At 55.4% G+C, this 25,848-nt stretch carries 21 protein-coding genes; 13 read left to right on the top strand and 8 right to left on the bottom strand.

The window, feature by feature from the left end:
* The first annotated feature begins 128 nt into the window (after nucleotides 1-128).
* The 3 genes from V1587_RS06350 (at nucleotide 129) to speD (ending at nucleotide 2,254) form a co-directional block, all read left to right on the top strand.
* A complete protein-coding gene (locus V1587_RS06350) occupies nucleotides 129-476 on the top strand; it encodes a YacC family pilotin-like protein (protein ID WP_045327862.1) in 348 nt (115 codons plus the stop codon).
* A gap of 113 nt (nucleotides 477-589) precedes the next feature.
* Entirely contained in the window at nucleotides 590-1,459 is an 870-nt protein-coding gene (speE, locus tag V1587_RS06345) for a polyamine aminopropyltransferase (RefSeq protein ID WP_257833430.1), read from the top strand.
* Nucleotides 1,460-2,254 (top strand): adenosylmethionine decarboxylase, encoded by a 795-nt coding sequence (gene speD, locus V1587_RS06340; RefSeq protein WP_371899260.1) that lies wholly within the window; start codon nucleotides 1,460-1,462, stop codon nucleotides 2,252-2,254.
* Between the two features lie 31 nt (nucleotides 2,255-2,285).
* On the opposite strand, the gene yacL is transcribed toward speD, so the two are convergent.
* Both yacL and acnB read right to left on the bottom strand, forming a co-directional pair.
* On the bottom strand, nucleotides 2,286-2,648 hold the full coding sequence (yacL, locus tag V1587_RS06335; RefSeq protein ID WP_223562445.1) for a protein YacL: 363 nt from the start codon (nucleotides 2,646-2,648) through the stop codon (nucleotides 2,286-2,288).
* Nucleotides 2,649-2,830: 182 nt separating this feature from the next.
* Nucleotides 2,831-5,428, bottom strand: a complete 2,598-nt coding sequence (acnB, locus tag V1587_RS06330; protein WP_371899261.1) for a bifunctional aconitate hydratase 2/2-methylisocitrate dehydratase — start codon at nucleotides 5,426-5,428, stop codon at nucleotides 2,831-2,833.
* A gap of 893 nt (nucleotides 5,429-6,321) precedes the next feature.
* On the opposite strand from acnB, the gene V1587_RS06325 reads away from it, so the two are divergent.
* Nucleotides 6,322-7,896, top strand: coding sequence for a DUF3300 domain-containing protein (locus tag V1587_RS06325; RefSeq protein WP_371899262.1), 1,575 nt, complete (start codon nucleotides 6,322-6,324; stop codon nucleotides 7,894-7,896).
* 10 nt (nucleotides 7,897-7,906) lie between these two features.
* On the top strand, nucleotides 7,907-8,698 hold the full coding sequence (locus V1587_RS06320) for a DUF2950 family protein (RefSeq protein WP_371899263.1): 792 nt from the start codon (nucleotides 7,907-7,909) through the stop codon (nucleotides 8,696-8,698).
* Nucleotides 8,699-8,750: 52 nt separating this feature from the next.
* On the opposite strand, the gene lpdA is transcribed toward V1587_RS06320, so the two are convergent.
* The 4 genes from lpdA to pdhR form a co-directional block, all read right to left on the bottom strand.
* Entirely contained in the window at nucleotides 8,751-10,175 is a 1,425-nt protein-coding gene (gene lpdA / locus V1587_RS06315; protein WP_003856313.1) for a dihydrolipoyl dehydrogenase, read from the bottom strand.
* Nucleotides 10,176-10,350: 175 nt separating this feature from the next.
* Nucleotides 10,351-12,249 (bottom strand): pyruvate dehydrogenase complex dihydrolipoyllysine-residue acetyltransferase, encoded by a 1,899-nt coding sequence (gene aceF, locus V1587_RS06310; RefSeq protein WP_371899264.1) that lies wholly within the window; start codon nucleotides 12,247-12,249, stop codon nucleotides 10,351-10,353.
* Between the two features lie 14 nt (nucleotides 12,250-12,263).
* Entirely contained in the window at nucleotides 12,264-14,927 is a 2,664-nt protein-coding gene (gene aceE, locus V1587_RS06305; RefSeq protein ID WP_045355159.1) for a pyruvate dehydrogenase (acetyl-transferring), homodimeric type, read from the bottom strand.
* A 123-nt stretch (nucleotides 14,928-15,050) separates the two neighbouring features.
* The gene (gene pdhR, locus V1587_RS06300) at nucleotides 15,051-15,815 is read right to left on the bottom strand and encodes a pyruvate dehydrogenase complex transcriptional repressor PdhR (protein ID WP_008501960.1); all 765 of its coding nucleotides are present in this window, start codon (nucleotides 15,813-15,815) and stop codon (nucleotides 15,051-15,053) included.
* Between the two features lie 263 nt (nucleotides 15,816-16,078).
* Between pdhR and V1587_RS06295 the strand changes: the two genes are divergently transcribed.
* The 4 genes from V1587_RS06295 to V1587_RS06280 all read left to right on the top strand — a co-directional run bounded on the left by V1587_RS06295 (nucleotide 16,079) and on the right by V1587_RS06280 (nucleotide 20,246).
* Nucleotides 16,079-16,306 (top strand): hypothetical protein, encoded by a 228-nt coding sequence (locus tag V1587_RS06295; RefSeq protein ID WP_337279746.1) that lies wholly within the window; start codon nucleotides 16,079-16,081, stop codon nucleotides 16,304-16,306.
* A 46-nt stretch (nucleotides 16,307-16,352) separates the two neighbouring features.
* Complete coding sequence (gene aroP / locus V1587_RS06290; protein WP_371899265.1) at nucleotides 16,353-17,723, top strand: aromatic amino acid transporter AroP; 1,371 nt, start codon at nucleotides 16,353-16,355, stop codon at nucleotides 17,721-17,723.
* A 164-nt stretch (nucleotides 17,724-17,887) separates the two neighbouring features.
* Nucleotides 17,888-19,285, top strand: coding sequence for a glycoside-pentoside-hexuronide (GPH):cation symporter (locus V1587_RS06285; RefSeq protein WP_371899266.1), 1,398 nt, complete (start codon nucleotides 17,888-17,890; stop codon nucleotides 19,283-19,285).
* Between the two features lie 10 nt (nucleotides 19,286-19,295).
* Nucleotides 19,296-20,246: a family 43 glycosylhydrolase gene (locus tag V1587_RS06280; RefSeq protein WP_371899267.1), complete on the top strand. Its 951-nt coding sequence runs from the start codon at nucleotides 19,296-19,298 to the stop codon at nucleotides 20,244-20,246.
* 18 nt (nucleotides 20,247-20,264) lie between these two features.
* Here the strand turns inward: V1587_RS06280 and ampE are convergent, their stop codons facing one another.
* Nucleotides 20,265-21,119 (bottom strand): beta-lactamase regulator AmpE, encoded by an 855-nt coding sequence (gene ampE / locus V1587_RS06275; RefSeq protein WP_047651515.1) that lies wholly within the window; start codon nucleotides 21,117-21,119, stop codon nucleotides 20,265-20,267.
* Nucleotides 21,120-21,128: 9 nt separating this feature from the next.
* Nucleotides 21,129-21,680, bottom strand: a complete 552-nt coding sequence (gene ampD / locus V1587_RS06270) for a 1,6-anhydro-N-acetylmuramyl-L-alanine amidase AmpD (protein WP_371899268.1) — start codon at nucleotides 21,678-21,680, stop codon at nucleotides 21,129-21,131.
* A gap of 87 nt (nucleotides 21,681-21,767) precedes the next feature.
* Here ampD and nadC point away from each other — a divergent pair, with 87 nt between their 5' ends.
* From nadC to hofC, 4 genes are all read left to right on the top strand, one after another.
* Complete coding sequence (nadC, locus tag V1587_RS06265; protein ID WP_032660661.1) at nucleotides 21,768-22,661, top strand: carboxylating nicotinate-nucleotide diphosphorylase; 894 nt, start codon at nucleotides 21,768-21,770, stop codon at nucleotides 22,659-22,661.
* A 174-nt stretch (nucleotides 22,662-22,835) separates the two neighbouring features.
* Entirely contained in the window at nucleotides 22,836-23,273 is a 438-nt protein-coding gene (gene ppdD / locus V1587_RS06260) for a prepilin peptidase-dependent pilin (RefSeq protein WP_371899269.1), read from the top strand.
* Between the two features lie 10 nt (nucleotides 23,274-23,283).
* A complete protein-coding gene (gene gspE / locus V1587_RS06255; RefSeq protein WP_371899270.1) occupies nucleotides 23,284-24,666 on the top strand; it encodes a type II secretion system protein GspE in 1,383 nt (460 codons plus the stop codon).
* The gene (gene hofC / locus V1587_RS06250) at nucleotides 24,656-25,840 is read left to right on the top strand and encodes a protein transport protein HofC (protein ID WP_371899271.1); all 1,185 of its coding nucleotides are present in this window, start codon (nucleotides 24,656-24,658) and stop codon (nucleotides 25,838-25,840) included. The genes gspE and hofC overlap by 11 nt, the downstream gene beginning before the upstream one ends.
* The last annotated feature ends 8 nt before the right edge of the window (nucleotides 25,841-25,848 follow it).

The raw sequence follows: 25,848 nt of genomic DNA, 5'->3' as shown, positions 1-25,848 counted from the left end.
CAGCAGGCGATCTTTTGAGCATAAACCCTCCCCTTACCGGAAGGTCAAGTAAAGCGGCAATAATAAAGATCGTCGCACTGGCATCAAGTATGCTAACGTTAATTTTCCGTGAAGAAGTGGTAGAAGCAATGAAGACGTTTTTCAGGACAATTTTGTTCGGTAGCCTGATGGCAATGTGTGCGAACAGCTATGCGCTAAGTGAAAATGAAGCGGAAGATATGGCCGATTTAACGGCGGTTTTTGTATTCCTGAAAAATGATTGTGGCTACCAGAATTTACCCAACGGGCAAATTCGCCGCGCTCTGGTCTTTTTTGCCCAGCAGAACCAGTGGGATCTCAGCAACTACGACAGCTTCGACATGAAGGCGCTCGGCGAAGACAGCTACCGTGACCTAAGCGGTATTGGCATTCCCACTTCTAAAAAATGCAAAGCGCTGGCTCGCGACTCGCTCAGCCTGCTCGCCTACGTCAAATAACCTTCCCGACGCCCCCTGTTGAACCTCTGGCCGTGCAACCACGGTTAGAGTTAGCTATCATGTTTCGCTCATTTTTGTGAGCGTAATGGATGTTTACACAGGAGGAGTTCGCTATGGCCGACCACACGTTGTGGCATGAAACACTGCATGACCAGTTTGGTCAGTACTTTGCCGTTGATAACGTTCTCTATCATGAGAAAACCGATCACCAAGATCTGATCATCTTCGAGAATGCCGCCTTTGGCCGCGTCATGGCGCTGGACGGCGTAGTGCAGACGACCGAGCGAGATGAGTTTATCTATCATGAGATGATGACCCACGTCCCGCTGCTGGCGCACGGCCACGCGAAGCATGTCCTGATTATCGGCGGTGGCGACGGCGCAATGCTGCGTGAAGTTTCCCGCCATCGTTCCATTGAAACCATCACCATGGTGGAAATCGATGCGGGCGTCGTCTCTTTCTGTCGCCAGTATCTGCCTAACCACAATGCCGGCAGCTATGACGATCCGCGCTTTAGCCTGGTGATTGACGACGGCGTTAACTTCGTTAATCAGACCTCACAGACTTTTGACGTGATTATCTCCGACTGCACCGACCCTATCGGCCCCGGCGCGTCGCTGTTTACCTCCTCGTTCTACGAAGGCTGCAAGCGCTGCCTGAACCCGGGCGGGATCTTCGTCGCACAGAATGGCGTCTGCTTCCTGCAGCAGGATGAAGCGCTCGATAGCCATCGTAAGCTCAGCACCTATTTCAAGGATGTGAGCTTCTATCAGGCGGCCATTCCGACGTATTACGGCGGGATCATGACCTTTGCCTGGGCAACGGATAACGACGTATTACGTCATCTCTCCACCGAAATTATTCAGGCCCGCTTCCATCAGGCCGGTCTTCAGTGCCGATACTACAATCCGGCTATTCATACCGCAGCGTTTGCTCTGCCGCAGTACCTGCAAGACGCATTATCCACTAAGGGGGTGAGCTAATTGAAAAAGCTTAAACTGCATGGCTTTAACAACCTGACCAAAAGCCTGAGTTTTTGTATTTACGATATCTGCTATGCCAAAACAGCGGAAGAACGCGATGGTTACATCGCCTATATCGACGAACTCTACAACGCCAACCGTCTGACCGAGATCCTGTCAGAAACCTGTTCCATTATCGGCGCCAACATCCTGAACATCGCCCGACAGGATTATGAACCCCAGGGCGCCAGCGTGACCATTCTGGTCAGCGAAGAGCCGGTCGACCCAAAGCTTATCGACAAAACGGAACATCCGGGCCCGCTGCCGGAAGTGGTGGTTGCCCACCTGGATAAGAGCCATATCTGCGTCCATACCTACCCGGAGAGTCACCCGGAAGGTGGGCTGTGTACGTTCCGCGCCGATATCGAAGTGTCGACCTGCGGCGTGATTTCCCCGCTGAACGCGCTGAACTATTTAATTCACCAGCTGGAATCGGACATCGTCACCATTGATTACCGCGTGCGCGGTTTTACCCGTGACGTCAATGGCATGAAGCACTTCATCGACCACGAGATCAACTCTATTCAGAACTTTATGTCCGAGGACATGAAGTCGCTGTACGACATGATGGACGTGAACGTGTATCAGGAAAACATCTTCCATACCAAGATGTTACTTAAGGAATTCGACCTTAAGCACTATATGTTCCACACGAAGCCGGAAGATTTGAGCGAAGAAGAGCGTAAGGCGATTACTGACCTGCTCTGGAAAGAGATGCGCGAGATCTACTACGGCCGTAATATTCCGACCGTGTAAAAGTAAACCGGAGCAGGGATGCTCCGGTCTGTTATTTCTGTTTCATGAAGTCGCGGTATGCGTTCACCACCTGTAGGAAATCCTCTACGCCGCACAGCGACAGGCTTTCTTCGTCATAGTAGCTCATCCCCTCTTCCATCTCGTCACCTGAAAACTCGAGCTGGTTGGCACGCACCATGACCTCTTCACCGTCCATCCACAGCGTGTATTCGTGCCCGGCGCGTTGCCAGGAGCGTTCACTGCCTTTCACCGTATTTGCCGCCTGTTCAACCTCATCAAGAAGGGCGAGATTTTCTTTCACCTCTTCGTTAAACCAGTGTCCAACGGCTTCGTGGCCCATCGACATACGCACTTTCACCACTCCGGTGATGTCGCGCAGAAATTCGTAATCCATAGTGTTTTCCTCTGCAAAGCCATTAGGGTAATTATCGCAGCAGAGAGGAAGAAAAAAAGCGTGAGAGGTGGGAGGAATGAAAATAAAAAAGCCCCTCACCCTAACCCTCTCCCCAAAGGGGAGAGGGAACTGGACTCCCCTCGCCCCTTTGGGGAGAGGGGCTGGGGGTGAGGGGTTAGTTTTTATACTGCCGTCTGGAAGATAACCCCGTCGGCCTTCTCGGTGTACTGAGAGAGCTGGTCGAAGTTCAGATAGCGATAGGTATCCACCGCGGTCTTATCCACCTGAGCCACGAAGGTCTGGTACTCTTCCGGCGTTGGCAGTTTGCCAATCAGCGCCGCAACCGCCGCCAGCTCCGCAGAAGCCAGGAAGACGTTCGCACCGGTACCTAAACGGTTCGGGAAGTTACGGGTCGAGGTGGAAACCACCGTCGCACCGTCGGCTACGCGCGCCTGGTTGCCCATACACAGGGAACAGCCAGGAATTTCAATACGCGCCCCGCTCTTACCAAACACGCTGTAGTAGCCCTCTTCGGTCAGCTGTGCCGCGTCCATACGGGTTGGCGGCGCCACCCACAGACGGGTTGGCAGCTGGCCTTTGTGGGTATCCAGCAGCTTACCGGCAGCACGGAAGTGACCGATGTTGGTCATACAGGATCCGATGAACACCTCGTCGATCTTCTCGCCCTGAACCTCAGACAGCGGACGCGCGTCGTCCGGATCGTTCGGTGCACACAGGATTGGCTCTTTGATATCCGCCAGATCGATGTCGATCACCGCCGCGTACTCTGCGTCAGCATCGGCTTCCAGCAGCTGTGGATCGGCCAGCCATTTTTCCATGCCCTGGATACGACGCTCCAGCGTACGACGGTCGCCGTAGCCTTCTGCAATCATCCACTTCAGCAGCACGATGTTCGAGTTCAGATACTCAATAATCGGCTCTTTGTTCAGCTTGATGGTACAGCCCGCAGCTGAACGTTCGGCGGAGGCATCGGTCAGCTCGAACGCCTGCTCAACCTTCAGATCCGGCAGGCCTTCGATTTCCAGGATACGGCCAGAGAAGATGTTTTTCTTGCCTTTCTTCTCAACGGTCAGCAGGCCCTGTTTGATGGCATACAGCGGGATCGCGTGAACCAGATCGCGCAGGGTGATACCCGGCTGCATTTTACCTTTGAAGCGCACCAGCACCGATTCCGGCATATCCAGAGGCATCACGCCGGTCGCAGCAGCAAACGCCACCAGACCGGAACCCGCCGGGAAGGAGATACCGATTGGGAAACGGGTATGGGAGTCACCGCCGGTACCGACGGTATCAGGCAGCAGCATGCGGTTCAGCCAGGAGTGGATTACGCCGTCGCCCGGACGCAGGGAAACGCCGCCGCGGTTCATGATGAAGTCTGGCAGCGTGTGGTGCGTGGTCACGTCAACCGGCTTCGGATAGGCCGCCGTGTGGCAGAAGGACTGCATCACCAGATCGGAAGAGAAGCCCAGGCACGCCAGGTCTTTCAGTTCGTCACGGGTCATTGGGCCAGTGGTGTCCTGAGAACCTACGGAGGTCATCTTCGGCTCGCAGTATGCGCCAGGACGAACGCCGGCGACGCCACAGGCGCGACCGACCATTTTCTGTGCCAGAGAGTAACCGCGATTGCTTTCCGCCACGTCTTTCGCCTGACGGAACACGTCACTGTGCGGCAGACCCAGCGCTTCACGCGCTTTGGTGGTCAGGCCACGGCCGATGATCAGCGGAATACGGCCCCCGGCGCGCACTTCGTCGATCAGCACGTCGGTTTTCAGCTCAAAGCTCGCCAGCAGCTCGTTGGTTTCGTGGTTACGCACTTCACCTTTGTACGGGTAAACGTCAATCACGTCGCCCATGTTCAGGTTAGAAACATCCACTTCGATCGGCAGCGCGCCCGCATCTTCCATGGTGTTGAAGAAGATCGGTGCAATTTTACCGCCGAGGCACAGGCCGCCGCCGCGCTTGTTCGGCACGTGCGGAATGTCGTCACCCATGAACCACAGCACGGAGTTGGTGGCGGACTTACGGGAAGAACCGGTACCCACAACGTCACCGACGTAGGCCAGCGGGAAACCTTTCTTCTGAAGCGCTTCGATCTGTTTGATCGGGCCAACAGTGCCTGGCTGATCCGGCTCAATGCCTTCACGGGCGTTTTTCAGCATCGCCAGGGCGTGCAGAGGAATATCCGGGCGAGACCACGCGTCCGGTGCCGGAGAGAGGTCATCGGTGTTGGTTTCACCCGTCACTTTAAAGACGGTAACGGTGATTTTTTCAGCCAGCGCAGGACGATTCAGGAACCATTCGGCATCGGCCCAGGACTGCATCACCTGCTTCGCATAGACGTTGCCCGCTTTGGCTTTTTCTTCTACGTCGTAGAAGTTATCGAACATCAGCAGCGTGGAAGAGAGCGCTTTAGCGGCAATCGGTGCCAGCTTGTCGTTATCCAGCGCGTCAATCAGCGGATGAATGTTGTAACCACCCTGCATGGTGCCGAGCAGTTCAATGGCTTTTTCAGGAGTAACCAGTGGGGAGGTGGCTTCGCCTTTGGCGATAGCAGCAAGGAATCCGGCTTTTACGTAGGCAGCTTCATCTACGCCAGGCGGTACGCGGTTGATCAGCAGATCTAACAGGAATTCTTCTTCGCCCTTAGGCGGGTTCTTCAGCAGCTCGACGAGCGCGGCCATTTGGGTTGCATCTAAAGGTTTGGGTACAATTCCCTCGGCGGCACGTTCTGCTACGTGCTTACGGTATTCTTCTAGCACGACGGTTCTCCTCGCTCTCATTGTCATATGCGGCGGGCGTTCTCTTCACGCTCCTGTGAGACAGCAGTTTGTAGGGTAAATGCCCGATACCGCGTCGGGCAGCATAGCAGGATTTCTGCACAGTGTTAATCCGTTTACAAAAAAGCAACATTAAAAAATTTGCTGAATCGTTAAGCATGGTGTAGCGGGGTGAGGAGGTGAATTTTGGGGACAAAAAAACCGCCTGATAGCGGTTTATTTGTTGCCTTGCGGTGGTAGCACACCGTGTTGGCAGATTTGCGGCAATGCACTCGGCATAAATAATGCTCCTGAGTATGCGGATCCGCAAGCACATATTTTGTGTTTACGAGCCGCCATCCAGTTTCGAATGAAAAAGGATGAAACTGCATTTCACCTCTTTTCAGTCCATTTCGGCTGTAAAACTATTGCCCCCGGCCTGCTTCGCTGGTGTAGCAACCAGTCACCGGGCCCGGAAGCAGTTCCGTAACCTAGGCGGCAATGTACTCATTTGCCAGGTTCTACCTTTCCCGGTGGAGAATGAACCCGCGTAGCCTGTACAGGAACGCACGCAATGGAGATGCGAATCACTGCGCTGATCGTTGTGACTGGTTTACTGCTAACCGCGCTGCACGGTGGCTGGAACATATCCGACATCACGGTGCTGTTTGTCGTCAACCTCGGCAATTAGCTGCTGGCCGCTCGCAAGAGCGGCCTTCTGAATTCCCTTCGGTTTTTCCCGCATCGCATATAATTGTGTAATAAATACTCACACTCTTTATCCGGACGTACCGGACGCTTCCCAATAAAAGTCAAAACAGTAAAAGACGGGTGAATAATACTCACGCCAACCGTAACGCCTCACGGCACAGCGCTTGTCTCGTTGGAGTCATTTTATGAAGTTGCCCTTTAAGCCACATCTGCTCGTCCTTCTGTGCAGTGCCGGGCTGCTTGCCGCCTCAGGCGTCATGTTTGTCAAAAGCCGCGCAACAGAACCCGTTGCGCCCGCCCCCGTCGCTCAACAACCGGCGGCACCCGCAGCACCGGTAGCAGCAACGCCCGCCCCTGTCGTCGCGCCAGCCTATACTGCCGCGCAAATCGATCAGTGGGTTGCCCCTATCGCTCTCTACCCGGACGCTCTGCTGTCGCAAATCCTGATGGCCGCGACTTACCCCGCCAACGTGATTCAGGCGGCGCAGTGGTCAAAAGACAACCCTAAAATGGAAGGGGACGCCGCCATTCAGGCAGTTGCCAGCCAGCCGTGGGACCCGAGCGTAAAATCGCTGGTCGCGTTTCCTCAGCTCATGTCGCTGATGGGTGAAAACCCGCCGTGGGTACAAAATCTGGGCGATGCGTTTCTCGCACAGCCGAAGGACGTAATGGATTCCGTTCAGCGCCTGCGCGCGCTGGCACAGAAGACCGGCGCTTTACAATCCACGCCTCAGCAGACGGTCACTACCGTGACAAAACCGGCACCAGCCAAAACCAGCACCACCGAGGCAACGACGACAACCACAACTACGTCTGCGCCCGCGCCCGCGCCAACGGTAATCAAAATTGAATCTGCCGATCCGCAGGTTGTGTACGTCCCCACCTATAACCCCAATACGGTTTACGGGACATGGCCCAACACCGCCTATCCGCCCACCTATCTCCCACCTACACCCGGGGAGCAGTTTGGCAACAGCTTCGTCAACGGCTTAGGCTTCAGCCTGGGTGTCGCCACAACCTATGCTATTTTCAGCAACATCGACTGGGATGACGACGATGACTGGGACCACCATCATGACGGCGACTGGGATAATCATGGCGGCTATAACCGCAACGGTGATAACAATATCAATATCAACGTTGAGAACTTCAATAAAATCAGCGGACAGCGCCTGACGGATGCCAACCGTACCTGGCAGCATAATCCGGCCTATCGGGAAGGCGTGCCCTATCCGACTAACCAGCTCAACAACCGTTTCCACTCCACCAGCACGGCTAACGGGCTAAGCTCAACGCAGCAAAAACCGGTTAACCGCGATAGCCAGCGTCAGGCTGCCCTGAGCCAGATGGAGAAGTCCACAGGTAAAACCTTCCCCCAAACGGCACGTCCCGGCACGAAAGATGTGCAGCGTCAGGCCTCAAGTGAACAGCTGAAGCAGATTTCCCAGCGCAATAACTATCGTGGCTACGACACCAAACCGCAGACGACGAAGCGCACCACCACGCAGCAGCGAGAAAATCGCCAGACCACCGCTCAGAGGCAAGAGAAACGGGTTTCGCAGCCCGCGCAGCAACGCTCTCTCCAGCAGCGAAACAGCCAGCCCCGGGCCAATGCTCTGAGCGGCAACGACAGCCGCTCGGCGAACTGGCAGGCGCAGCAGCAGCGCGGTGCGCAAAGCAGGCAGCTTGCGGCTCGCCAGCAGCAGCCGCGTCAGGCGTCTGGTGGACGCGCTGAACGCCGTGAAATTCGACATCGCTAAGGGAACCGACATGAAAAGTAAACTACTCAGTGGAATGGTGTTGTTCATGCTTTCGGCCTCGGCGATGGCGCAGCAGTCCTTCAGCACGCCCGATCAGGCAACCGATGCGCTGGCCGAAGCCATTAGTGAGCATAATGAGAGCGCGATGAGTAACCTGCTCGGAGAAAACTGGCGCGACTTTCTGCCCCCTGAAGGCGTTGATCCTGATGCCGTCGATCGTTTCCTGCGCGACTGGAAAGTCAGTCATAACACCGTTGTCGAAGGGGATACGGCGCATCTTGTTGTCGGCGATAACAGCTGGCAGCTTCCCATTCCGGTGATCAAAACCGCCGCCGGCTGGCAATTCGATATCAAAGAAGGGGCGGAAGAGATCCTGACCCGCGAAATCGGGCGTAACGAACTTGCCGCCATTGAAGCCTTACACGCCTATGTTGATGCGCAGCAAAGCTATTTTGCGATGAACCAGAAATACGCGCAGAAGATTGTCAGCTCGGAAGGGAAGAAAGACGGTTTGTACTGGCCCGCCTCACCGGGCGAAGCGCCCAGTCCGCTCGGACCGGCATTTAGCCCAAAAGAGCCGGGTACCGGCTATCACGGCTATCGCTTCCGGATCCTGCCGGATAATAACGGTTTCGCGATGGTGGCCTGGCCGGTCAGCTATGGTCAGACGGGCGTCATGAGCTTTGTGATAAACCAGGACGACAAGGTCTACCAGTCCGATCTCGGCAGCGATTCTGAGCAGAGAGCCCGGGCGCTAGCCGCCTATAGCCCTGATAAAACCTGGCAGCCTGTGGCCCCCTGAACGCAGCCCATAAAAAAAGCGGCCTAAGGCCGCTTTTTTCATCTGAAGAAACTTATTTCTTCTTCGCTTTCGCGTTTGGCAGGTCGGTGATGCTGCCTTCGAACACTTCTGCCGCCAGGCCCACGGACTCGTGCAGAGTCGGGTGTGCGTGGATAGTCAGCGCGATGTCTTCAGCGTCACAGCCCATTTCGATCGCCAGACCGATTTCACCCAGCAGCTCGCCGCCGTTGGTACCGACAATCGCACCACCGATCACACGGTGAGTCTCTTTGTCGAAGATCAGTTTGGTCATACCGTCTGCGCAGTCGGAAGCGATAGCACGGCCAGAAGCAGCCCACGGGAAGGTGGCGGTTTCGTAGCTGATGCCTTTCTCTTTCGCTTCTTTCTCGGTCAGACCTACCCACGCCACTTCTGGCTCGGTGTACGCGATAGATGGGATCACTTTCGGATCGAAGTAGTGCTTCATGCCGGCGATAACTTCAGCGGCAACGTGACCTTCGTGAACACCTTTGTGTGCCAGCATTGGCTGACCGACGATATCGCCGATAGCAAAGATGTGAGGCACGTTGGTACGCAGCTGTTTGTCAACGCGGATGAAGCCACGGTCGTCCACTTCCACGCCAGCTTTGCCCGCGTCGAGGTTTTTACCGTTCGGTACACGACCGATAGCCACCAGCACGGCGTCGTAACGCTGTGGTTCGGATGGGGCTTTTTTGCCTTCCATGGAAACGTAAATACCGTCTTCTTTCGCTTCAACGGCAGTCACTTTGGTTTCCAGCATCAGGTTGAATTTCTTGCTGATGCGCTTGGTGAAGACTTTAACGATGTCTTTGTCGGCTGCCGGGATAACCTGGTCGAACATTTCAACCACGTCGATCTCTGAACCCAGCGCATGGTACACGGTACCCATTTCCAGACCGATAATACCGCCGCCCATAACCAGCAGACGCTTAGGAACGGTTTTCAGCTCCAGCGCATCGGTGGAATCCCACACGCGTGGATCTTCATGCGGAATGAATGGCAGTTCGATTGGGCGAGAGCCTGCCGCGATGATCGCGTTGTCGAAGTTGATTACGGTTTTGCCGTTTTCGCCTTCCACTTCCAGGGTGTTCGCACCGGTGAATTTACCCAGACCGTTTACCACTTTCACTTTACGGCCTTTGGCCATACCCGCCAGACCGCCGGTCAGCTGAGTGATAACTTTCTCTTTCCAGGTACGAATTTTGTCGATATCGGTTTTCGGCTCGCCGAAGACGATACCGTGTTCAGCCAGCGCTTTGGCTTCTTCGATAACTTTCGCTACGTGCAGCAGCGCTTTAGAAGGGATACAGCCGACGTTCAGACAAACACCGCCGAGGGTGCTGTAACGCTCTACGATGACGGTTTCCAGACCTAAATCCGCGGCGCGGAATGCTGCGGAGTAACCTGCCGGGCCTGCCCCAAGTACTACGACCTGAGTTTTGATTTCTGTGCTCATCATGACCTCTTAATTTATACCCGTCGTCCACCGGGTCGTTCTATCCGCCCGCAGTTTACAAAATTGTTAACAATTTTGAAACAACAAACGGCTCACGAATTGTCGCTTTCGCCAATAACCTCACAAACCCCATGAGATTATCAGAAAAAAGCCGGCCGACTGGCCGGCTTTTCGATTACATCACCAGGCGGCGAATGTCGCTCAGCATGTTGTTGATGATGGTGATGAAACGCGCACCATCAGCACCGTCGATCACGCGGTGGTCGAAGGACAGAGAGATTGGCATCATCAGACGCGGCACGAACTCTTTGCCATTCCACACCGGCTCCATCGCGGACTTGGACACACCGAGGATAGCCACTTCCGGCGCGTTCACAATCGGCGCGAAGTGGGTAGTACCCAGGCCGCCGATGCTGGAGATAGTGAAGCAGCCGCCCTGCATTTCGCCGGCAGTCAGCTTACCATCACGCGCTTTCTTGGAGATGGTGGTCAGTTCACGGGACAGCTCAGTGATGCTCTTCTTGTTCACGTCTTTGAATACCGGAACAACCAGACCATTTGGCGTATCAACCGCAACACCGATGTTGATGTATTTCTTCAGCGTCAGCTTCTGGCCGTCTTCGGACAGGGAGCTGTTGAAGCGTGGCATCTGTTCCAGAGCCGCAGCAACCGCTTTCATGATGAAGACCACTGGAGTGAATTTCACGTCCAGTTTACGCTTCTCAGCTTCGGCGTTCTGCTGTTTACGGAACGCTTCCAGATCGGTGATATCGGTTTTGTCGAAGTGCGTAACGTGCGGGATCATCACCCAGTTACGGCTCAGGTTCGCACCAGAGATTTTCTGGATACGGCCCAGCTCCACTTCTTCGATTTCGCCGAACTTGCTGAAGTCCACTTTCGGCCATGGCAGCATGCCCGGGATACCGCCGCCAGCGGCTGCAGCTGGTGCAGCTTCGGCGCGTTTCACCGCGTCTTTCACGTAGGTCTGAACGTCTTCGCGCAGGATACGACCCTTACGGCCGGTCCCTTTCACTTTCGCCAGGTTCACACCGAATTCGCGCGCCAGGCGACGAATCAGCGGCGTCGCGTGGACGTAAGCGTCGTTTTCAGCGAACTCTGATTTTTCTGCTTTTGCAGCAGGGGCAGCGGCTGGTTTAGCAGCCTGAGCCGGTGCAGCAGCCGGTGCTGGAGCAGCCGCGGCAGCCGGAGCTGCGGCAGGCGCAGCGCCTTCCACTTCGAAGACCATGATCAGAGAGCCGGTAGACACTTTGTCGCCGGTGCTGATTTTGATCTCTTTAACGGTACCCGCGAATGGCGCTGGCACTTCCATAGAAGCCTTGTCGCCTTCAACGGTGATCAGTGACTGTTCAGCGGCAACTTTGTCGCCCACTTTCACCATCACTTCGGTGACTTCAACTTCGTCACCGCCGATGTCTGGTACGTTAACGTCTTTCGCGCCGCCAGCAGCGGCTGGTGCTGCGGCCGGAGCCGGAGCAGCGGCCTGTGCAGGCGCGGCAGCGCCTTCTGCACCCGCCACTTCGAAGACCATGATCAGGGAGCCAGTAGACACTTTGTCACCGGTGTTGATCTTGATCTCTTTAACGGTACCCGCAAACGGTGCTGGCACTTCCATAGAGGCTTTGTCGCCTTCTACGGTGATCAGTGACTGCTCGGCCGCAACGGTATCGCCCACTTTCACCAGGATCTCAGTGACTTCAACTTCATCACCGCCGATGTCAGGCACGTTCACTTCTTTCGCGCTCGCGGCAGCTGCTGGAGCAGCGGCGGCCGGAGCGGCTTCTTTCTTCTCTTCCTGCGCAGGTGCAGCAGCTGCTGCACCATCGGCGGAATCGAAAATCATGATCAGTTTGCCAGTCTCGGTTTTATCGCCAACAGAGACTTTGATCTCTTTAACGATGCCAGCCTGAGGAGACGGGACTTCCATAGAGGCTTTGTCGCCTTCTACGGTGATCAGCGACTGTTCAGCTTCAACTTTGTCGCCAACTTTGACCAGGATCTCGGTGATTTCAACTTCATCAGCCCCGATGTCCGGTACATTGATTTCGATAGCCATTATTCTTTTACCTCTTACGCCAGACGCGGGTTAACTTTTTCTGCATCGATGTTGAATTTGGTGATTGCGTCCGCAACCACTTTCTTATCGATTTCGCCACGTTTAGCCAGTTCGCCCAGTGCTGCTACAACCACGTAAGAAGCATCAACTTCGAAGTGGTGACGCAGGTTTTCGCGGCTGTCAGAACGACCGAAGCCGTCAGTACCCAGAACGCGATAATCATCAGCTGGAACGTAAGTACGAACCTGCTCAGCGAACAGTTTCATATAGTCAGTAGACGCCACCGCCGGTGCGTCGTTCATCACCTGAGCGATGTACGGAACGCGTGGAGTTTCGAGTGGGTGCAGCATGTTCCAGCGCTCACAATCCTGGCCATCACGCGCCAGCTCAGTGAAGGAAGTCACAGAGTACACATCGGAGCCCACGCCGTAGTCTTTCGCCAGGATCTGAGCTGCTTCACGAACGTGACGCAGGATAGAGCCGGAGCCCAGCAGCTGAACTTTACCTTTGCTACCTTCGATGGTTTCGAGTTTGTAGATACCTTTACGGATACCTTCCTCGGCACCTGCTGGCATTGCCGGCATGTGGTAGTTTTCGTTCAGGGTGGTGATGTAGTAGTAAATGTTCTCCTGCGCTTCACCGTACATGCGCTGCAGACCGTCATGCATGATGACTGCCACTTCGTACGCGTAAGACGGGTCGTAAGAGATACAGTTAGGGATAGTCAGAGACTGAATGTGGCTGTGGCCATCTTCGTGCTGCAGACCTTCACCGTTCAGGGTCGTACGACCAGAAGTACCACCGATCAGGAAGCCGCGAGCCTGCTGGTCGCCTGCCTGCCAGCACAGGTCACCGATACGCTGGAACCCGAACATGGAGTAGTAAATGTAGAACGGGATCATCGGCAGGTTGTTGGTGCTGTAAGAGGTCGCAGCAGCCAGCCAGGATGCGCCTGCGCCCAGCTCGTTGATACCTTCCTGCAGGATCTGACCTTTCTCGTCTTCTTTGTAGTATGCAACCTGCTCACGGTCCTGCGGGGTGTACTGCTGGCCGTTCGGGCTGTAGATACCGATCTGACGGAACAGACCTTCCATACCGAAAGTACGCGCTTCGTCGGCGATGATTGGAACCAGACGATCTTTGATCGACTTGTTCTTCAGCATCACGTTCAGGGCACGAACGAAAGCGATAGTGGTAGAGATCTCTTTGTTCTGCTCTTCCAGCAGCTGAGAGAAGTCTTCCAGCGCTGGCAGTTCCAGCTTCTCGGTGAAGTTAGGCTGACGAGCTGGCAGGTAGCCTTTCAGCGCCTGACGACGTTCGTGCAGGTACTTGTGCTCTTCAGAACCTTCAGGGAAGGTGATGTAAGACAGGTTTTCTACCTGCTCATCGGTCACTGGAACGTTGAAACGGTCGCGGATATAACGCACGCCGTCCATGTTCATTTTCTTAACCTGGTGAGCGATGTTTTTACCTTCTGCGGTATCACCCATGCCGTAACCTTTGATGGTGTGGGCCAGGATTACAGTCGCTTTACCTTTGGTTTCGCGCGCTTTTTTCAGTGCAGCGTAGACTTTCTTCGGATCGTGACCACCGCGGTTCAGGGCCCAGATCTGCTCATCAGTCCAGTCTGCAACCAGGGCTGCGGTTTCTGGATATTTGCCGAAGAAGTGCTCACGCACGTAGGCACCGTCTTTGGATTTGAAGGTCTGGTAGTCACCGTCAACGGTTTCGTTCATCAGCTGGATCAGCTTACCGCTGGTGTCTTTACGCAGCAGCTCATCCCAACGACCGCCCCACATGACTTTGATCACGTTCCAGCCAGCACCCGCGAAGATGCCTTCCAGTTCGTTGATGATCTTGCCGTTACCGGTTACCGGACCATCCAGACGCTGCAGGTTACAGTTGATGATGAAGCACAGGTTGTCCAGCTTCTCACGGGTCGCGATGGTGATCGCGCCTTTCGATTCTGGCTCATCCATTTCGCCGTCGCCCAGGAAGGCGTAAACGGTCTGCTCAGAAGTGTCTTTCAGGCCACGGTGTTCCAGATACTTCAGGAATTTAGCCTGGTAGATCGCGCCGATTGGGCCCAGACCCATAGATACGGTCGGGAACTGCCAGAATTCAGGCATCAGTTTAGGGTGAGGGTAAGAAGACAGACCTTTACCGTGAACTTCCTGACGGAAGTTGTTCATCTGCTCTTCAGTCAGACGACCTTCCAGGAAGGCACGTGCATAGATGCCCGGAGAGATGTGGCCCTGGAAGTACACCAGATCGCCGCCGTCTTTCTCGTTCGCTGCACGGAAGAAGTGGTTGAAGCACACTTCGTAAACGGTCGCAGAAGACTGGAAGGACGCCATGTGGCCACCCAGTTCCAGGTCTTTCTTGGATGCGCGCAGAACGGTCATGATGGCGTTCCAGCGGATTGCAGAACGGATACGACGTTCCAGATCCAGATTGCCCGGGTATTCCGGTTCGTCTTCGACGGCAATCGTGTTTACGTAGTTGCTAGCCCCTGCACCTGAAGCCACCTTCACACCGCCTTTGCGGGCTTCAGAAAGCAGCTGATCAATCAGATACTGAGCGCGCTCAACACCTTCTTCACGGATGACCGATTCGATCGCCTGTAGCCAGTCGCGAGTTTCGATCGGATCCACGTCATTTTGGAGACGTTCTGACATGGGGGTATTCCTTATCTATCTAATACGTTGATTTGTCTGGAACCTGTCCCATTGTGCTCTTGGGCAAGAACACAATAAGACAGGTTCTGCGTTTAGTTGCCGCGCTCTAAAAGTACCTGGCGCTTAATCCTTTCGTTGCTGTATGCGGCGTAATGAACGTTCGCGACGCGATTGTTCACGGCTGCGGTCCAGCAAGATTTCCTCAATGAAAGCCAGATGACGGTGCGACGCTTCGCGCGCCTGCTCCGGTTCCCCGGCCATTATCGCCTCGAATACTCGGGTGCGATGGTTGCTTACCAGTGGGAGCATGTCCCGACGGGCATACAACAATTCAAAATTCTGACGAACGTTCTGGGCCAGCATGGGCTCCATGCAGCGTAGCAGATGGAGGAGCACCACGTTGTGGGCCGCTTCGGTTACGGCGATTTGATACTGGACGACGGCGCTGGACTCGGCGTCTAAATCGCCGGACTGCTGTGCCCGTTCAATGGCCTGATGCAGTTCGCGGATACGCACGCGATCTTCATCAGTGCTGCGAAGGGCAGCGTAATAAGCCGCAATACCTTCCAGCGCGTGACGGGTCTCAAGCAGGTCAAACTGGGATTCTGGGTGGTCAGAGAGAAGTTCTACCAGCGGATCGCTGAAGCTCTGCCACAGGCTGTTTTGCACAAAGGTTCCGCCGCCCTGGCGACGAAGCAGCAAGCCCTTTGCTTCGAGACGTTGAATCGCCTCACGCAGAGAGGGACGTGAAACGTCGAACTGTTTTGCCAGCTCGCGTTCTGGCGGAAGTTTCTCACCCGGGCGCAGAGTCCCTTCGAGGATTAAAAACTCCAGCTGCTGCTCAATCACATCAGATAGTTTTGGTTGGCGAATTTTGCTGTAGGCCATATTCCCTGTCTTACGCCTTTTTGCCCGGAGTCAATTGGTCTTACCAATTTCTATTTCGTATCGCTAAAGTAACAAAGTATTCACCTTCTGTCCATATTGGTTTTGATTGAAATCAGTAAACCCTGCACATTTTAACAACCTTACAGAAATAACGTTTCAGAAATGTAACTTTGCACAAATGAGTTGATTACTCCCAAAGAGGGAGCTTTAACCTTAATGAAACGAGGGCTTTTGCAATCTGAAGCGATTCAACAAGGCAAATAATGAAAATTCGCCCACTTATGGCGCATTTCTATTCTATAGGTTGGGAGAGGAACAACGAGCGGGCCGATTTACAAATGCTTTCTTTTTATTCAAGTCGTCATCACCCCTTCATAAAGCAGGTGCATTCGCAGGCACTTACCACTATTCTGGCGCTTACGGAAGTCATCTCCGCTTTTTTCGGTCTCGTTAACCGTAAAGAAATAAATACAGAATATGGATTTTCATAATTACACACGCTCAGCGTGAACATAACAACCACACACGAGGTTTCAAATGGAAGCTCAACAGCACGGCGATCAGCTAAAGCGCGGGCTTAAAAACCGCCATATTCAGCTCATCGCACTGGGCGGTGCGATTGGTACCGGCCTGTTTCTGGGCAGCGCATCCGTTATCCAGTCTGCCGGTCCGGGCATTATTTTGGGTTACGCGATTGCGGGTTTCATTGCTTTTCTGATCATGCGCCAGCTGGGCGAAATGGTTGTGGAAGAGCCGGTCGCAGGCTCCTTCAGCCACTTTGCCTATAAATACTGGGGCAGCTTTGCCGGTTTCGCCTCGGGCTGGAACTACTGGGTGCTGTACGTTCTGGTTGCCATGGCCGAGCTGACCGCCGTCGGGAAATACATTCAGTTCTGGTATCCCGAGATCCCAACCTGGGCCTCCGCAGCGGCTTTCTTCGTCATTATTAACGCCATTAACCTGACCAACGTTAAAGTGTTCGGGGAGATGGAGTTCTGGTTCGCTATCATCAAGGTCATTGCCGTGGTGGCGATGATTATCTTTGGCGGCTGGCTGCTGTTCAGCGGAAACGGCGGCCCGCAGGCCACCGTGCGCAACCTCTGGGAACAGGGTGGCTTCCTGCCTCACGGCATGACCGGTCTGGTGATGATGATGGCCATTATCATGTTCTCCTTCGGCGGTCTGGAGCTGGTGGGCATCACCGCTGCAGAAGCCGACAACCCGGAGCAGAGCATTCCAAAAGCCACTAACCAGGTTATCTACCGTATTCTGATCTTCTATGTGGGCTCGCTGGCCGTGCTGCTCTCTCTGCTGCCGTGGACGCGCGTCACCGCCGACACCAGCCCGTTTGTGCTGATCTTCCACGAGCTGGGCGACACTTTTGTCGCCAACGCCCTGAACATCGTGGTGTTGACCGCAGCGCTCTCCGTTTACAACAGCTGCGTATACTGCAACAGCCGCATGCTGTTCGGCCTCGCCCAGCAGGGTAACGCGCCAAAAGCGCTGCTCAACGTCGATAAACGCGGCGTGCCGGTAAACACAATTCTGGTTTCGGCGGTCGTGACCGCGCTGTGCGTACTCATTAACTACATGGCACCGGAATCGGCGTTTGGCCTGCTGATGGCGCTGGTGGTCTCTGCCCTGGTCATCAACTGGGCGATGATCAGCCTGGCGCACATCAAGTTCCGCCGCGCGAAACAGCAGCAGGGCGTCACCACGCGCTTCCCTGCCCTGCTCTATCCGCTGGGTAACTGGATCTGCCTGCTGTTCATGGCAGCCGTGCTGGTGATCATGCTGATCACGCCGGGTATGGCGATTTCCGTCTATCTGATCCCGGTCTGGATTGCGATTCTTGGCGTGGGCTATCTCTTCAGTCAGAAAAGCCGTAATGCTATGAAAGCACACTAAGCCTCTCTCCGCGGCGCCTGCTTTTGCGGGTGCCGCGCGTTGTTATCTTCCTCACACTTTCACGCCCACAGCGCATTTATCCATATCACCGCCCTGATACTGCAACGCATATATTCCTTTGCCAGCAAATAATTCTCTCCATACCGTAAACCGGAGAGCTGTCGATGGATAACAACACACTGTCAGTAAAAGAAAAGATCGGCTATGGGATGGGCGACGCCGGATGCAACATTATTTTTGGCGCCATCATGCTGTTTGTTAACTATTTTTATACGGATATTTTTGGCCTCGCCCCTGCGCTGGTCGGCGTGCTGCTGCTGTCCGTTCGCGTGATTGACGCCGTAACGGACCCGATCATGGGCGCGATTGCCGACCGTACCCGCAGCAAATATGGCCGGTTTCGTCCATGGCTGCTGTGGATCGCTTTCCCCTACGCGCTGTTCAGCATCCTGATGTTCACTACGCCAGAGTGGAGCTATAACAGCAAAGTTATCTATGCCTTTGTCACTTATTTCCTGCTGTCGCTGACCTATACCGCCATCAACATCCCCTACTGCTCGCTCGGCGGGGTGATCACCAACGATCCAAAAGAACGAGTGGCCTGCCAGTCGTATCGCTTCGTGCTGGTCGGTATCGCCACGCTGCTGCTCTCATTAACGCTGCTGCCGATGGCCGACTGGTTTGGCGGGGATAACAAAGCCAAAGGCTACCAGATGGCGATGACCGTGCTGGCGCTGATTGGCACATGTATGTTCCTGTTCTGCTTCGCCACCGTGCGCGAACGCGTGCGTCCGGCGGTACAGACCAACGACGAGCTGAAAAACGATCTCAAAGACGTGTGGAAGAACGACCAGTGGGTGCGCATTCTGCTCCTGACGCTGTGCAACGTCTGCCCGGGCTTTATCCGCATGGCGGCAACCATGTATTACGTTACCTGGGTAATGGGCCAGAGCACCCACTTCGCCACGCTGTTTATCAGCCTGGGCGTTGTCGGCATGATGTTCGGCAGCGTGCTGGCAAAAGTGCTGACCGACCGCTGGTGTAAGCTGAAGGTCTTCTTCTGGACCAATATCGTGCTGGCGATTTTCTCCTGCGCCTTTTATTTCTTCGACCCGAAAGCTATCGTCACCATCGTGGTGCTCTACGTCCTGCTGAACATCCTGCACCAGATCCCGTCTCCGCTGCACTGGTCGCTGATGGCCGACGTGGACGACTACGGCGAGTGGAAGACCGGTAAGCGCATCACCGGGATCAGCTTCTCCGGCAACATCTTCTTCCTGAAGCTGGGGCTGGCGATTGCCGGGGCGATGGTCGGGTTCCTGCTCTCCTGGTACGGCTACGACGCGGGAGCAAAAGCGCAGAGCGCGGACGCCATTAACGGGATTGTACTGCTCTTTACCGTCATTCCCGGCATTGGGTACTTGATTACCGCTGGCGTGGTGCGTCTGCTGAAGGTGGATCGCGAAACCATGAAGCAGATCCAGGCCGATCTGGAGAAGCGTCGCACCAACTACCGCGAGCTAAACGATTATCGGGAACTCAACGCCGCTGAGACTAAATAAGGAAAGCAGAATGCAAACCTGGCCAAACCCGTTTATTGAACAACGCGCCGATCCGTATATTTTACGCCACGAGGGGCAGTACTATTTTATCGCCTCCGTGCCGCAGTACGACAGGCTGGCGATCCGCCGCGCAGCGTCGCTGGAAGGCTTACGTCATGCCGAAGAAGTGGTGGTCTGGCGTAAACCAGAGACCGGCCCGATGAGCCAGCTGATTTGGGCACCGGAACTGCACCACATTGACGGGAAGTGGTACATCTACTTTGCCGCGACGCACACCCAGGCGCTCGACGCGCTCGGGATGTTCCAGCACCGCATGTTTGCCATTGAATGTACCGACAGCGATCCGCTTACCGGCGCGTGGGTGGAAAAAGGGCAAATCCAAACCCCGTTCGATACCTTCGCCCTGGACGCTACCACCTTTTTGCATCAGGGGAAACGCTGGTATCTGTGGGCGCAAAAGGCGCCGGATATCACCGGGAACTCCAACCTTTATCTGTGCGAAATGGCGAACCCGTGGACGCTAAAAGGCGAGCCGGTGATGCTCAGTAAACCGGAGTATGACTGGGAGTGTCGCGGATTTTGGGTTAACGAAGGCCCGGCGGTGTTGGTTCACGGTGATAAGCTGTTTATCAGCTATTCCGCCAGCGCCACCGACGAGAACTACTGCATGGGGCTGCTGTGGATAGACCTGAATGCCGATCCGCAAAATCCTGCAAACTGGCACAAATCCCCGCGTCCCGTATTCGTGACCAGCTACGAAAACCGCCAGTTCGGCCCGGGCCACAACAGCTTTACGCAAACGCCGGAAGGGGAAGATGTGCTGGTGTATCACGCGCGGAATTACACCGAAATTGAGGGCGACCCGCTTTACGATCCGAATCGTCACACCCGCCTGAAGCTTGTCCGCTGGAATGAAAACGGGATGCCTGATTTCGGCATCCCGCCCGCGGATACGCTGTAGCCTTTGCGGCGCGCTGGCTTACACCAGCGTGCCGTAGATAGTCAGCAGCGCCACGATAACCACCACCACAAACGACGTTTTCTTCGCCATGGAGACAGCGGCTTTCGGCGTCTCAATCTTGTCGGTATGCGGCTCACGCGCCAGCGAGAACTGCGCCAGACGCGTTAGCACCTGGTACTGTGACGTATGACGATCGGCAAGAGAAGCGAACCAAGCTGGCAGCGCCTTTTCACCATGACCAATTAACGCGTACACCACGCCTACCAGACGCACCGGGAGCCAGTCGAGCACGTGCAGGATGGCATCGATGCCAGACAGCAAACGTTCATGCGGCGTCAGATAGCGGGCAAGCCAGGTCTGCCAGGCGCGCAGGAACGCATACCCCATCAGCAAGACCGGTCCCCACGGGCCGCCCACCACAAACCAGAACAGCGGCGCCAGGTAGTAACGGAAGTTAATCCACAGCAGCGCGTTTTGCAGCTCTCGCAGGAATTCGCGCTCGTCGCAGTCCGGCGGCACGCCGTGGATCATCGTCAGCTCGCTCGCCATGGCACCGCGCGCATGCGCATCGTCGCGGGAGGCGGCTTTAAGGTAGGCGTGATAGTGTAAACGCACCTTGCCCGCACCAATGCACAGCACCCCAAGCAGGATCCACACCACCAGCAGCGGCACGTTGAAAAAGAGTCCGTACAGCGAGCGCAGAAGCAGGAACGTAATGACCATCACTCCTGCCATCATCAGCAGCGTGCGCAGCATGGAAAAATGTTTGATACGGCGGAATAACACCTCCAGCCGGTGATCCAGATGCCAGTGCTCGCCGAGCTTGAACAGGCGTTCAGCGATGATAACCAGCAGCATGGTAAACAACGTCATGGTATCTCCTTATTCTGACGACGCGGTGAGCATGGCGCGAAACCGGGGCCAGTCAAAGGCCGGGCCGGGGTCGGTTTTTCTCTCCGGGGCTATATCACTGTGTCCCGTGATATTTTCGGCGATAGCCGGGTAGAGTCCAATAAGCGTGCGGGTCACTGCAGCTAGCTGTTGATACTGTGCATCGGTGTAGGGCGTCGTATCCGTGCCTTCCAGTTCGATCCCGATAGAAAAATCGTTGCACCGTTCGCGCCCGTGATACATCGACACGCCGGCATGCCAGGCGCGCTTATCAAAGGGAACATACTGAACCACTTCACCATCGCGACGAATCAGGCAGTGAGCCGATACGCGCAGATGTGCAATTTCAGCAAAGAAGGGATGAGCATCGGGATCAATCGTTCCCGTGAATAACGCATCGATCCACGGGCCGCCAAATTCACCCGGCGGGAGACTAATATTATGAACCACCAGCAGTGTGGGTTTTTCATCCTCCGGGCGGCAATCGTGGTGCGGCGAGGGCACACGCCGCGTATCCACCAGCCATCCGTTTTCTAACAACATGCTGGAACTCCTTCTGTATGGTGCAATGACTCGGTTCAGAGTAGCATGTTTCAATATTATGATTCGTTACCAATTTGGAGTTTTATCATGCCGCCTCGCCGCTACAACCCCGACCACCGACGTGAAGCGCTTCTGGAACGTATTAATATGGATATTCCGGCAAGCGTCTCCCATGCTTTGAAAGAAGATCTGGGCGGTGACGTTAACGCTGATAAGGATATTACCGCACAATTGTTGCCAAAAGAGACACGCTCGCACGCGGTCATTATCACCCGTGAAGACGGCGTCTTTTGCGGCAAGCGTTGGGTTGAAGAGGTCTTTACTCAACTGGCGGGCGATGATGTGCAGGTGACCTGGCACGTTGAAGACGGCGATGCAGTTACGGCCAACCAGCCGCTGTTCGAACTGGACGGTCCTTCCCGCGTCTTGCTGACCGGCGAACGTACCGCGCTCAATTTTGTACAAACGCTCTCAGGCGTAGCCAGTGAAGTGCGTCGCTACGTTGACCTGCTGGCCGGTACCCGCACCCAGCTGCTGGATACCCGCAAAACGCTGCCGGGCCTGCGCACGGCGCTGAAGTATGCGGTGCTGTGCGGCGGTGGCGCAAACCATCGTCTGGGCCTGTCCGACGCCTTCCTGATTAAAGAAAACCATATTATTGCCTCTGGCTCCGTGCGTCAGGCGGTAGAAAAGGCCTTCTGGCTGCACCCGGATGTGCCTGTTGAGGTAGAGGTCGAAAGCCTGGAAGAGCTGGAGCAGGCGATTAAGGCCGGGGCCGATATCATCATGCTTGATAACTTCGAAACAGAGCAGATGCGCGAGGCGGTAAAACTGACTAACGGCCGGGCCCAGCTTGAAGTGTCCGGGAACGTCACTTTCGAAACGATCCGTGAATTCGCCGAAACCGGCGTGGATTACATCTCCGTCGGCGCGCTGACCAAACACGTTCGCGCCCTCGACCTCTCGATGCGCTTCAAATAACGCATTCTCCCCTCTCCACCCGGAGAGGGGAATTTCAGCCCCGCTCGCAGATCCGCTGTTCTTCCCTGCAACACTAAATAAATTCTCTGAAGCCTCCTTCCCGTTCCGTTTTTTGCCTCTCGTTTCTGCTCTTTCCTGCAGACAAAGTAGCGTCACTTTGCATAAGGAGAAGATATGGACAGACAACAAGGATTCACACTCATTGAGCTGATGGTGGTCATTGGCATTATTGCAATTCTCAGCGCTATCGGCGTTCCCGCCTATCAGAACTACCTGCGCAAGGCGGCGCTGACCGATATGCTGCAAACCTTTGTTCCCTACCGTACGGCCATTGAGCTTTGCGCACTGGATCACGGTGGCGTGGAGAGCTGTGACGCTGGCAGTAACGGTATCCCTTCCCCCACCACAACACGCTACGTGTCAGGGATGAGCGTGGCGAAAGGAACCGTGACCTTAACAGGACAGGAGAGTCTTAACGGGCTGACGATAACCATGACGCCACGGTGGAACGATGGCAACGGGATGACGGGCTGGACGCGCGACTGCAACATCAGTGCTGACAGCGCCCTGAAACAGGCCTGCGAAGACGTTTTCCGCTTCGACAATAACTGAGGAGCGGATAATGAATACCGATCAACTCGTGGCGCTTTGTCAACGCCATCACGCTCTGCTGCTGAACAGCGACAGTGACATGGTCAGCATCGCCGTCGTGGGTAGCCCCGCGGCTGAACTCATGGAGGCGCTGCGCTTCGCGACCCAGAAACGGATTGATATTGAGTGCTGGAGCGCTGAGCGCATGGAAAAACACCGGCAGCTAACGTCACAATCGCATCTGCCCGTTGTTTCGCAAACACACTCGTCGGTGGATATTCTCAACCACACTTTGCAGCAGGCAATCAACCAACGCGCCTCCGACATTCATATCGAACCGATGGAGCACGCATGCCAGATCCGTTTACGCATCGACGGGGTTCTTTGCCCCCAGCCTCCGCTTTCCGCCTCGCTGGCAAGCCTGTTCAGCGCGCGTTTAAAGGTGCTGGGTAACCTGGATATTGCAGAACGTCGTTTACCTCAGGACGGTCAGTTTACGATTGAGCTGGCAAACGAGCCGGTCTCGTTTCGGATCGCGACGCTTCCCTGCAACGGTGGCGAGAAAATTGTGCTGCGTCTGCTGCATCAGGTTCAGCAGGCTCTTGAGCCGAAAGCGCTTGGTATGAGCCTAGAACAATTGGCCTGTTTCAATGAGGTTCTCCACCAGCCGCAGGGGCTGATTCTGGTCACCGGCCCTACCGGCAGCGGCAAAACCGTGACGCTGTACAGCGCGCTGCAGGCGCGTAACACCCCTGACGTCAACATCTGTAGCGTGGAGGATCCCATTGAGATCCCCCTTTCGGGATTAAACCAGACGCAGATTAATCCCCGGGCGGGTTTAACATTTCAAAGCGTGCTGAGGGCACTGCTACGTCAGGATCCAGACATCATTATGGTCGGTGAAATCCGTGACGGTGAAACGGCAGAAATTGCCATTAATGCCGCCCAGACCGGCCATCTGGTGCTGTCAACGCTGCACACCAACTCGACGACGGAAACCCTGATTCGCCTGGAGCAGATGGGCGTCGCGCGCTGGATGATATCTTCCGCGCTGTCGATGGTGATTGCCCAGCGACTGGTCCGGCGTTTGTGCCCGCATTGTCGCCGGGAAGCCAGCGACAATGCTGAATTACCGCGCGCCGTATGGCCCAGACCGCTTCCACGCTGGCAGCCCACCGGCTGCGAGCGGTGTTATCACGGTTTTTATGGTCGCGTGGCCATTTTTGAAGTACTGGCGATCGACAATGCTCTGCGTCAGGCCATTGCCAGCGGGGCGGGAATCGAAGTGATAGAGGCGAGCGCCCGGCAGGCGGGAATGATTTCTCTTTTTGAGCACGGCTGCATGGCCGTCGAACAAGGGCTGACCTCGATCGAAGAGCTGGTGCGAGTGCTGGGAATGCCGGATGGCTGCTAATCAGCTCTGGCGCTGGCGGGCGCTCACCCAGGAAGGAGAGTCCCGAAGCGGGACTCTCTGGGCCACAGACCGGAATGCAGCCTTCACCAGGCTGATGCGTAGCGATCTCCATCCTCTGGCGTTGACCCGATGCGCTCAGCGACACCGCTGGCAGCCACATCACTGCTATGAGATGTTTCGCCAGCTCGCAACGCTTCTGCAGGCGGGGCTGACATTGTCCCACAGCCTGCAGATGCTGGCAGAGCAACATCCGTTAAAACCGTGGCAGGCTCTGCTGCAAAGCATTGCCGATGAGCTCAGTGAGGGCTCTCCCTTTTCTGAGTCGCTAAAAAAGTGGCCAGCGGTGTTTAGCCCACTGCATGTCTCGATGGTGAAAACCGGTGAGCTCACAGGGAAACTGGAGGAGTGCTGCAGCCAGCTCGCGCAGCAGCAAAAAGCGCAGCAGCAGCTCAGAGAGAAGGTGAAAAAGGCCTTTCGCTACCCGGCTATCGTCCTGACCCTGGCCATGCTCGTTGTTCTGGCGATGGTCATTCTGGTCTTGCCCGAGTTTGCCGCGATCTACAAAACGTTTAACACGCCGCTCCCGATGCTGACGCAAATGGTCATGGGGATGGCCGCATTTATCCAATGCTATGGTCTCGCGTTGTTTGCCGCATTATTAGGGCCCTTAGGCGCAGCCTGGGCTCTGCGGCAGAACCCTCGCTGGCAGCGCATGCTGATCCATACGCCCGTTATGGGCGCGCTGGCAAAAGGCCAAAAGCTGGGACACATCTTTACAGTACTGTCACTCACGCAGCAGGCCGGCATCCCCTTTTTACAGGGTCTGGAGAGCGCAGAGGAGACAGTGGAAAGTTGTTACTGGCGGGGAATACTTCGCAGCGTTCGGGAGGATATTGAAAAAGGTCTCCCCGTCTGGTCATCCTTTCAGAAAGTGGCCATCTTTACCCCGCTGTGTATTCAGCTTTTACGAACCGGTGAAATGTCAGGTGCGCTGGACATCATGCTTGCAAACCTCGCCCGACATCACACGGAACAGACCTTTCAACGGGCAGATAATCTGGCGGCACTTCTCGAGCCAGTGCTTCTGATTGTGACAGGGATCATCATCGGCACGCTGGTGGTGGCAATGTACCTGCCGATTTTCCATCTGGGGGATGCAATGAGTGCGGGTTAGTGCTGAAC

The organism is Enterobacter sp. ECC-249 (assembly GCF_043965265.1).
In the GTDB taxonomy this organism is placed as follows: Bacteria; Pseudomonadota; Gammaproteobacteria; order Enterobacterales; family Enterobacteriaceae; genus Enterobacter; species Enterobacter quasiroggenkampii.
Note: the sequence above shows the minus strand (reverse complement) of the source record. Positions and strands in the feature narration are given on the sequence as shown.

What these genes read in the sequence shown, in the direction of transcription:
- V1587_RS06350 (WP_045327862.1), top strand. Translation starts at nt 129, where the DNA reads ATGAAGACGTTTTTCAGGACAATTTTGTTCGGTAGCCTGATGGCAATG.
- speE (WP_257833430.1), top strand. Translation starts at nt 590, where the DNA reads ATGGCCGACCACACGTTGTGGCATGAAACACTGCATGACCAGTTTGGT.
- yacL (WP_223562445.1), bottom strand. Translation starts at nt 2,648, where the DNA reads ATGGATTACGAATTTCTGCGCGACATCACCGGAGTGGTGAAAGTGCGT.
- V1587_RS06325 (WP_371899262.1), top strand. Translation starts at nt 6,322, where the DNA reads ATGAAGTTGCCCTTTAAGCCACATCTGCTCGTCCTTCTGTGCAGTGCC.
- V1587_RS06320 (WP_371899263.1), top strand. Translation starts at nt 7,907, where the DNA reads ATGAAAAGTAAACTACTCAGTGGAATGGTGTTGTTCATGCTTTCGGCC.
- lpdA (WP_003856313.1), bottom strand. Translation starts at nt 10,175, where the DNA reads ATGAGCACAGAAATCAAAACTCAGGTCGTAGTACTTGGGGCAGGCCCG.
- aceF (WP_371899264.1), bottom strand. Translation starts at nt 12,249, where the DNA reads ATGGCTATCGAAATCAATGTACCGGACATCGGGGCTGATGAAGTTGAA.
- aceE (WP_045355159.1), bottom strand. Translation starts at nt 14,927, where the DNA reads ATGTCAGAACGTCTCCAAAATGACGTGGATCCGATCGAAACTCGCGAC.
- pdhR (WP_008501960.1), bottom strand. Translation starts at nt 15,815, where the DNA reads ATGGCCTACAGCAAAATTCGCCAACCAAAACTATCTGATGTGATTGAG.
- V1587_RS06295 (WP_337279746.1), top strand. Translation starts at nt 16,079, where the DNA reads ATGAAAATTCGCCCACTTATGGCGCATTTCTATTCTATAGGTTGGGAG.
- aroP (WP_371899265.1), top strand. Translation starts at nt 16,353, where the DNA reads ATGGAAGCTCAACAGCACGGCGATCAGCTAAAGCGCGGGCTTAAAAAC.
- V1587_RS06285 (WP_371899266.1), top strand. Translation starts at nt 17,888, where the DNA reads ATGGATAACAACACACTGTCAGTAAAAGAAAAGATCGGCTATGGGATG.
- V1587_RS06280 (WP_371899267.1), top strand. Translation starts at nt 19,296, where the DNA reads ATGCAAACCTGGCCAAACCCGTTTATTGAACAACGCGCCGATCCGTAT.
- ampE (WP_047651515.1), bottom strand. Translation starts at nt 21,119, where the DNA reads ATGACGTTGTTTACCATGCTGCTGGTTATCATCGCTGAACGCCTGTTC.
- ampD (WP_371899268.1), bottom strand. Translation starts at nt 21,680, where the DNA reads ATGTTGTTAGAAAACGGATGGCTGGTGGATACGCGGCGTGTGCCCTCG.
- nadC (WP_032660661.1), top strand. Translation starts at nt 21,768, where the DNA reads ATGCCGCCTCGCCGCTACAACCCCGACCACCGACGTGAAGCGCTTCTG.
- ppdD (WP_371899269.1), top strand. Translation starts at nt 22,836, where the DNA reads ATGGACAGACAACAAGGATTCACACTCATTGAGCTGATGGTGGTCATT.
- gspE (WP_371899270.1), top strand. Translation starts at nt 23,284, where the DNA reads ATGAATACCGATCAACTCGTGGCGCTTTGTCAACGCCATCACGCTCTG.
- hofC (WP_371899271.1), top strand. Translation starts at nt 24,656, where the DNA reads ATGGCTGCTAATCAGCTCTGGCGCTGGCGGGCGCTCACCCAGGAAGGA.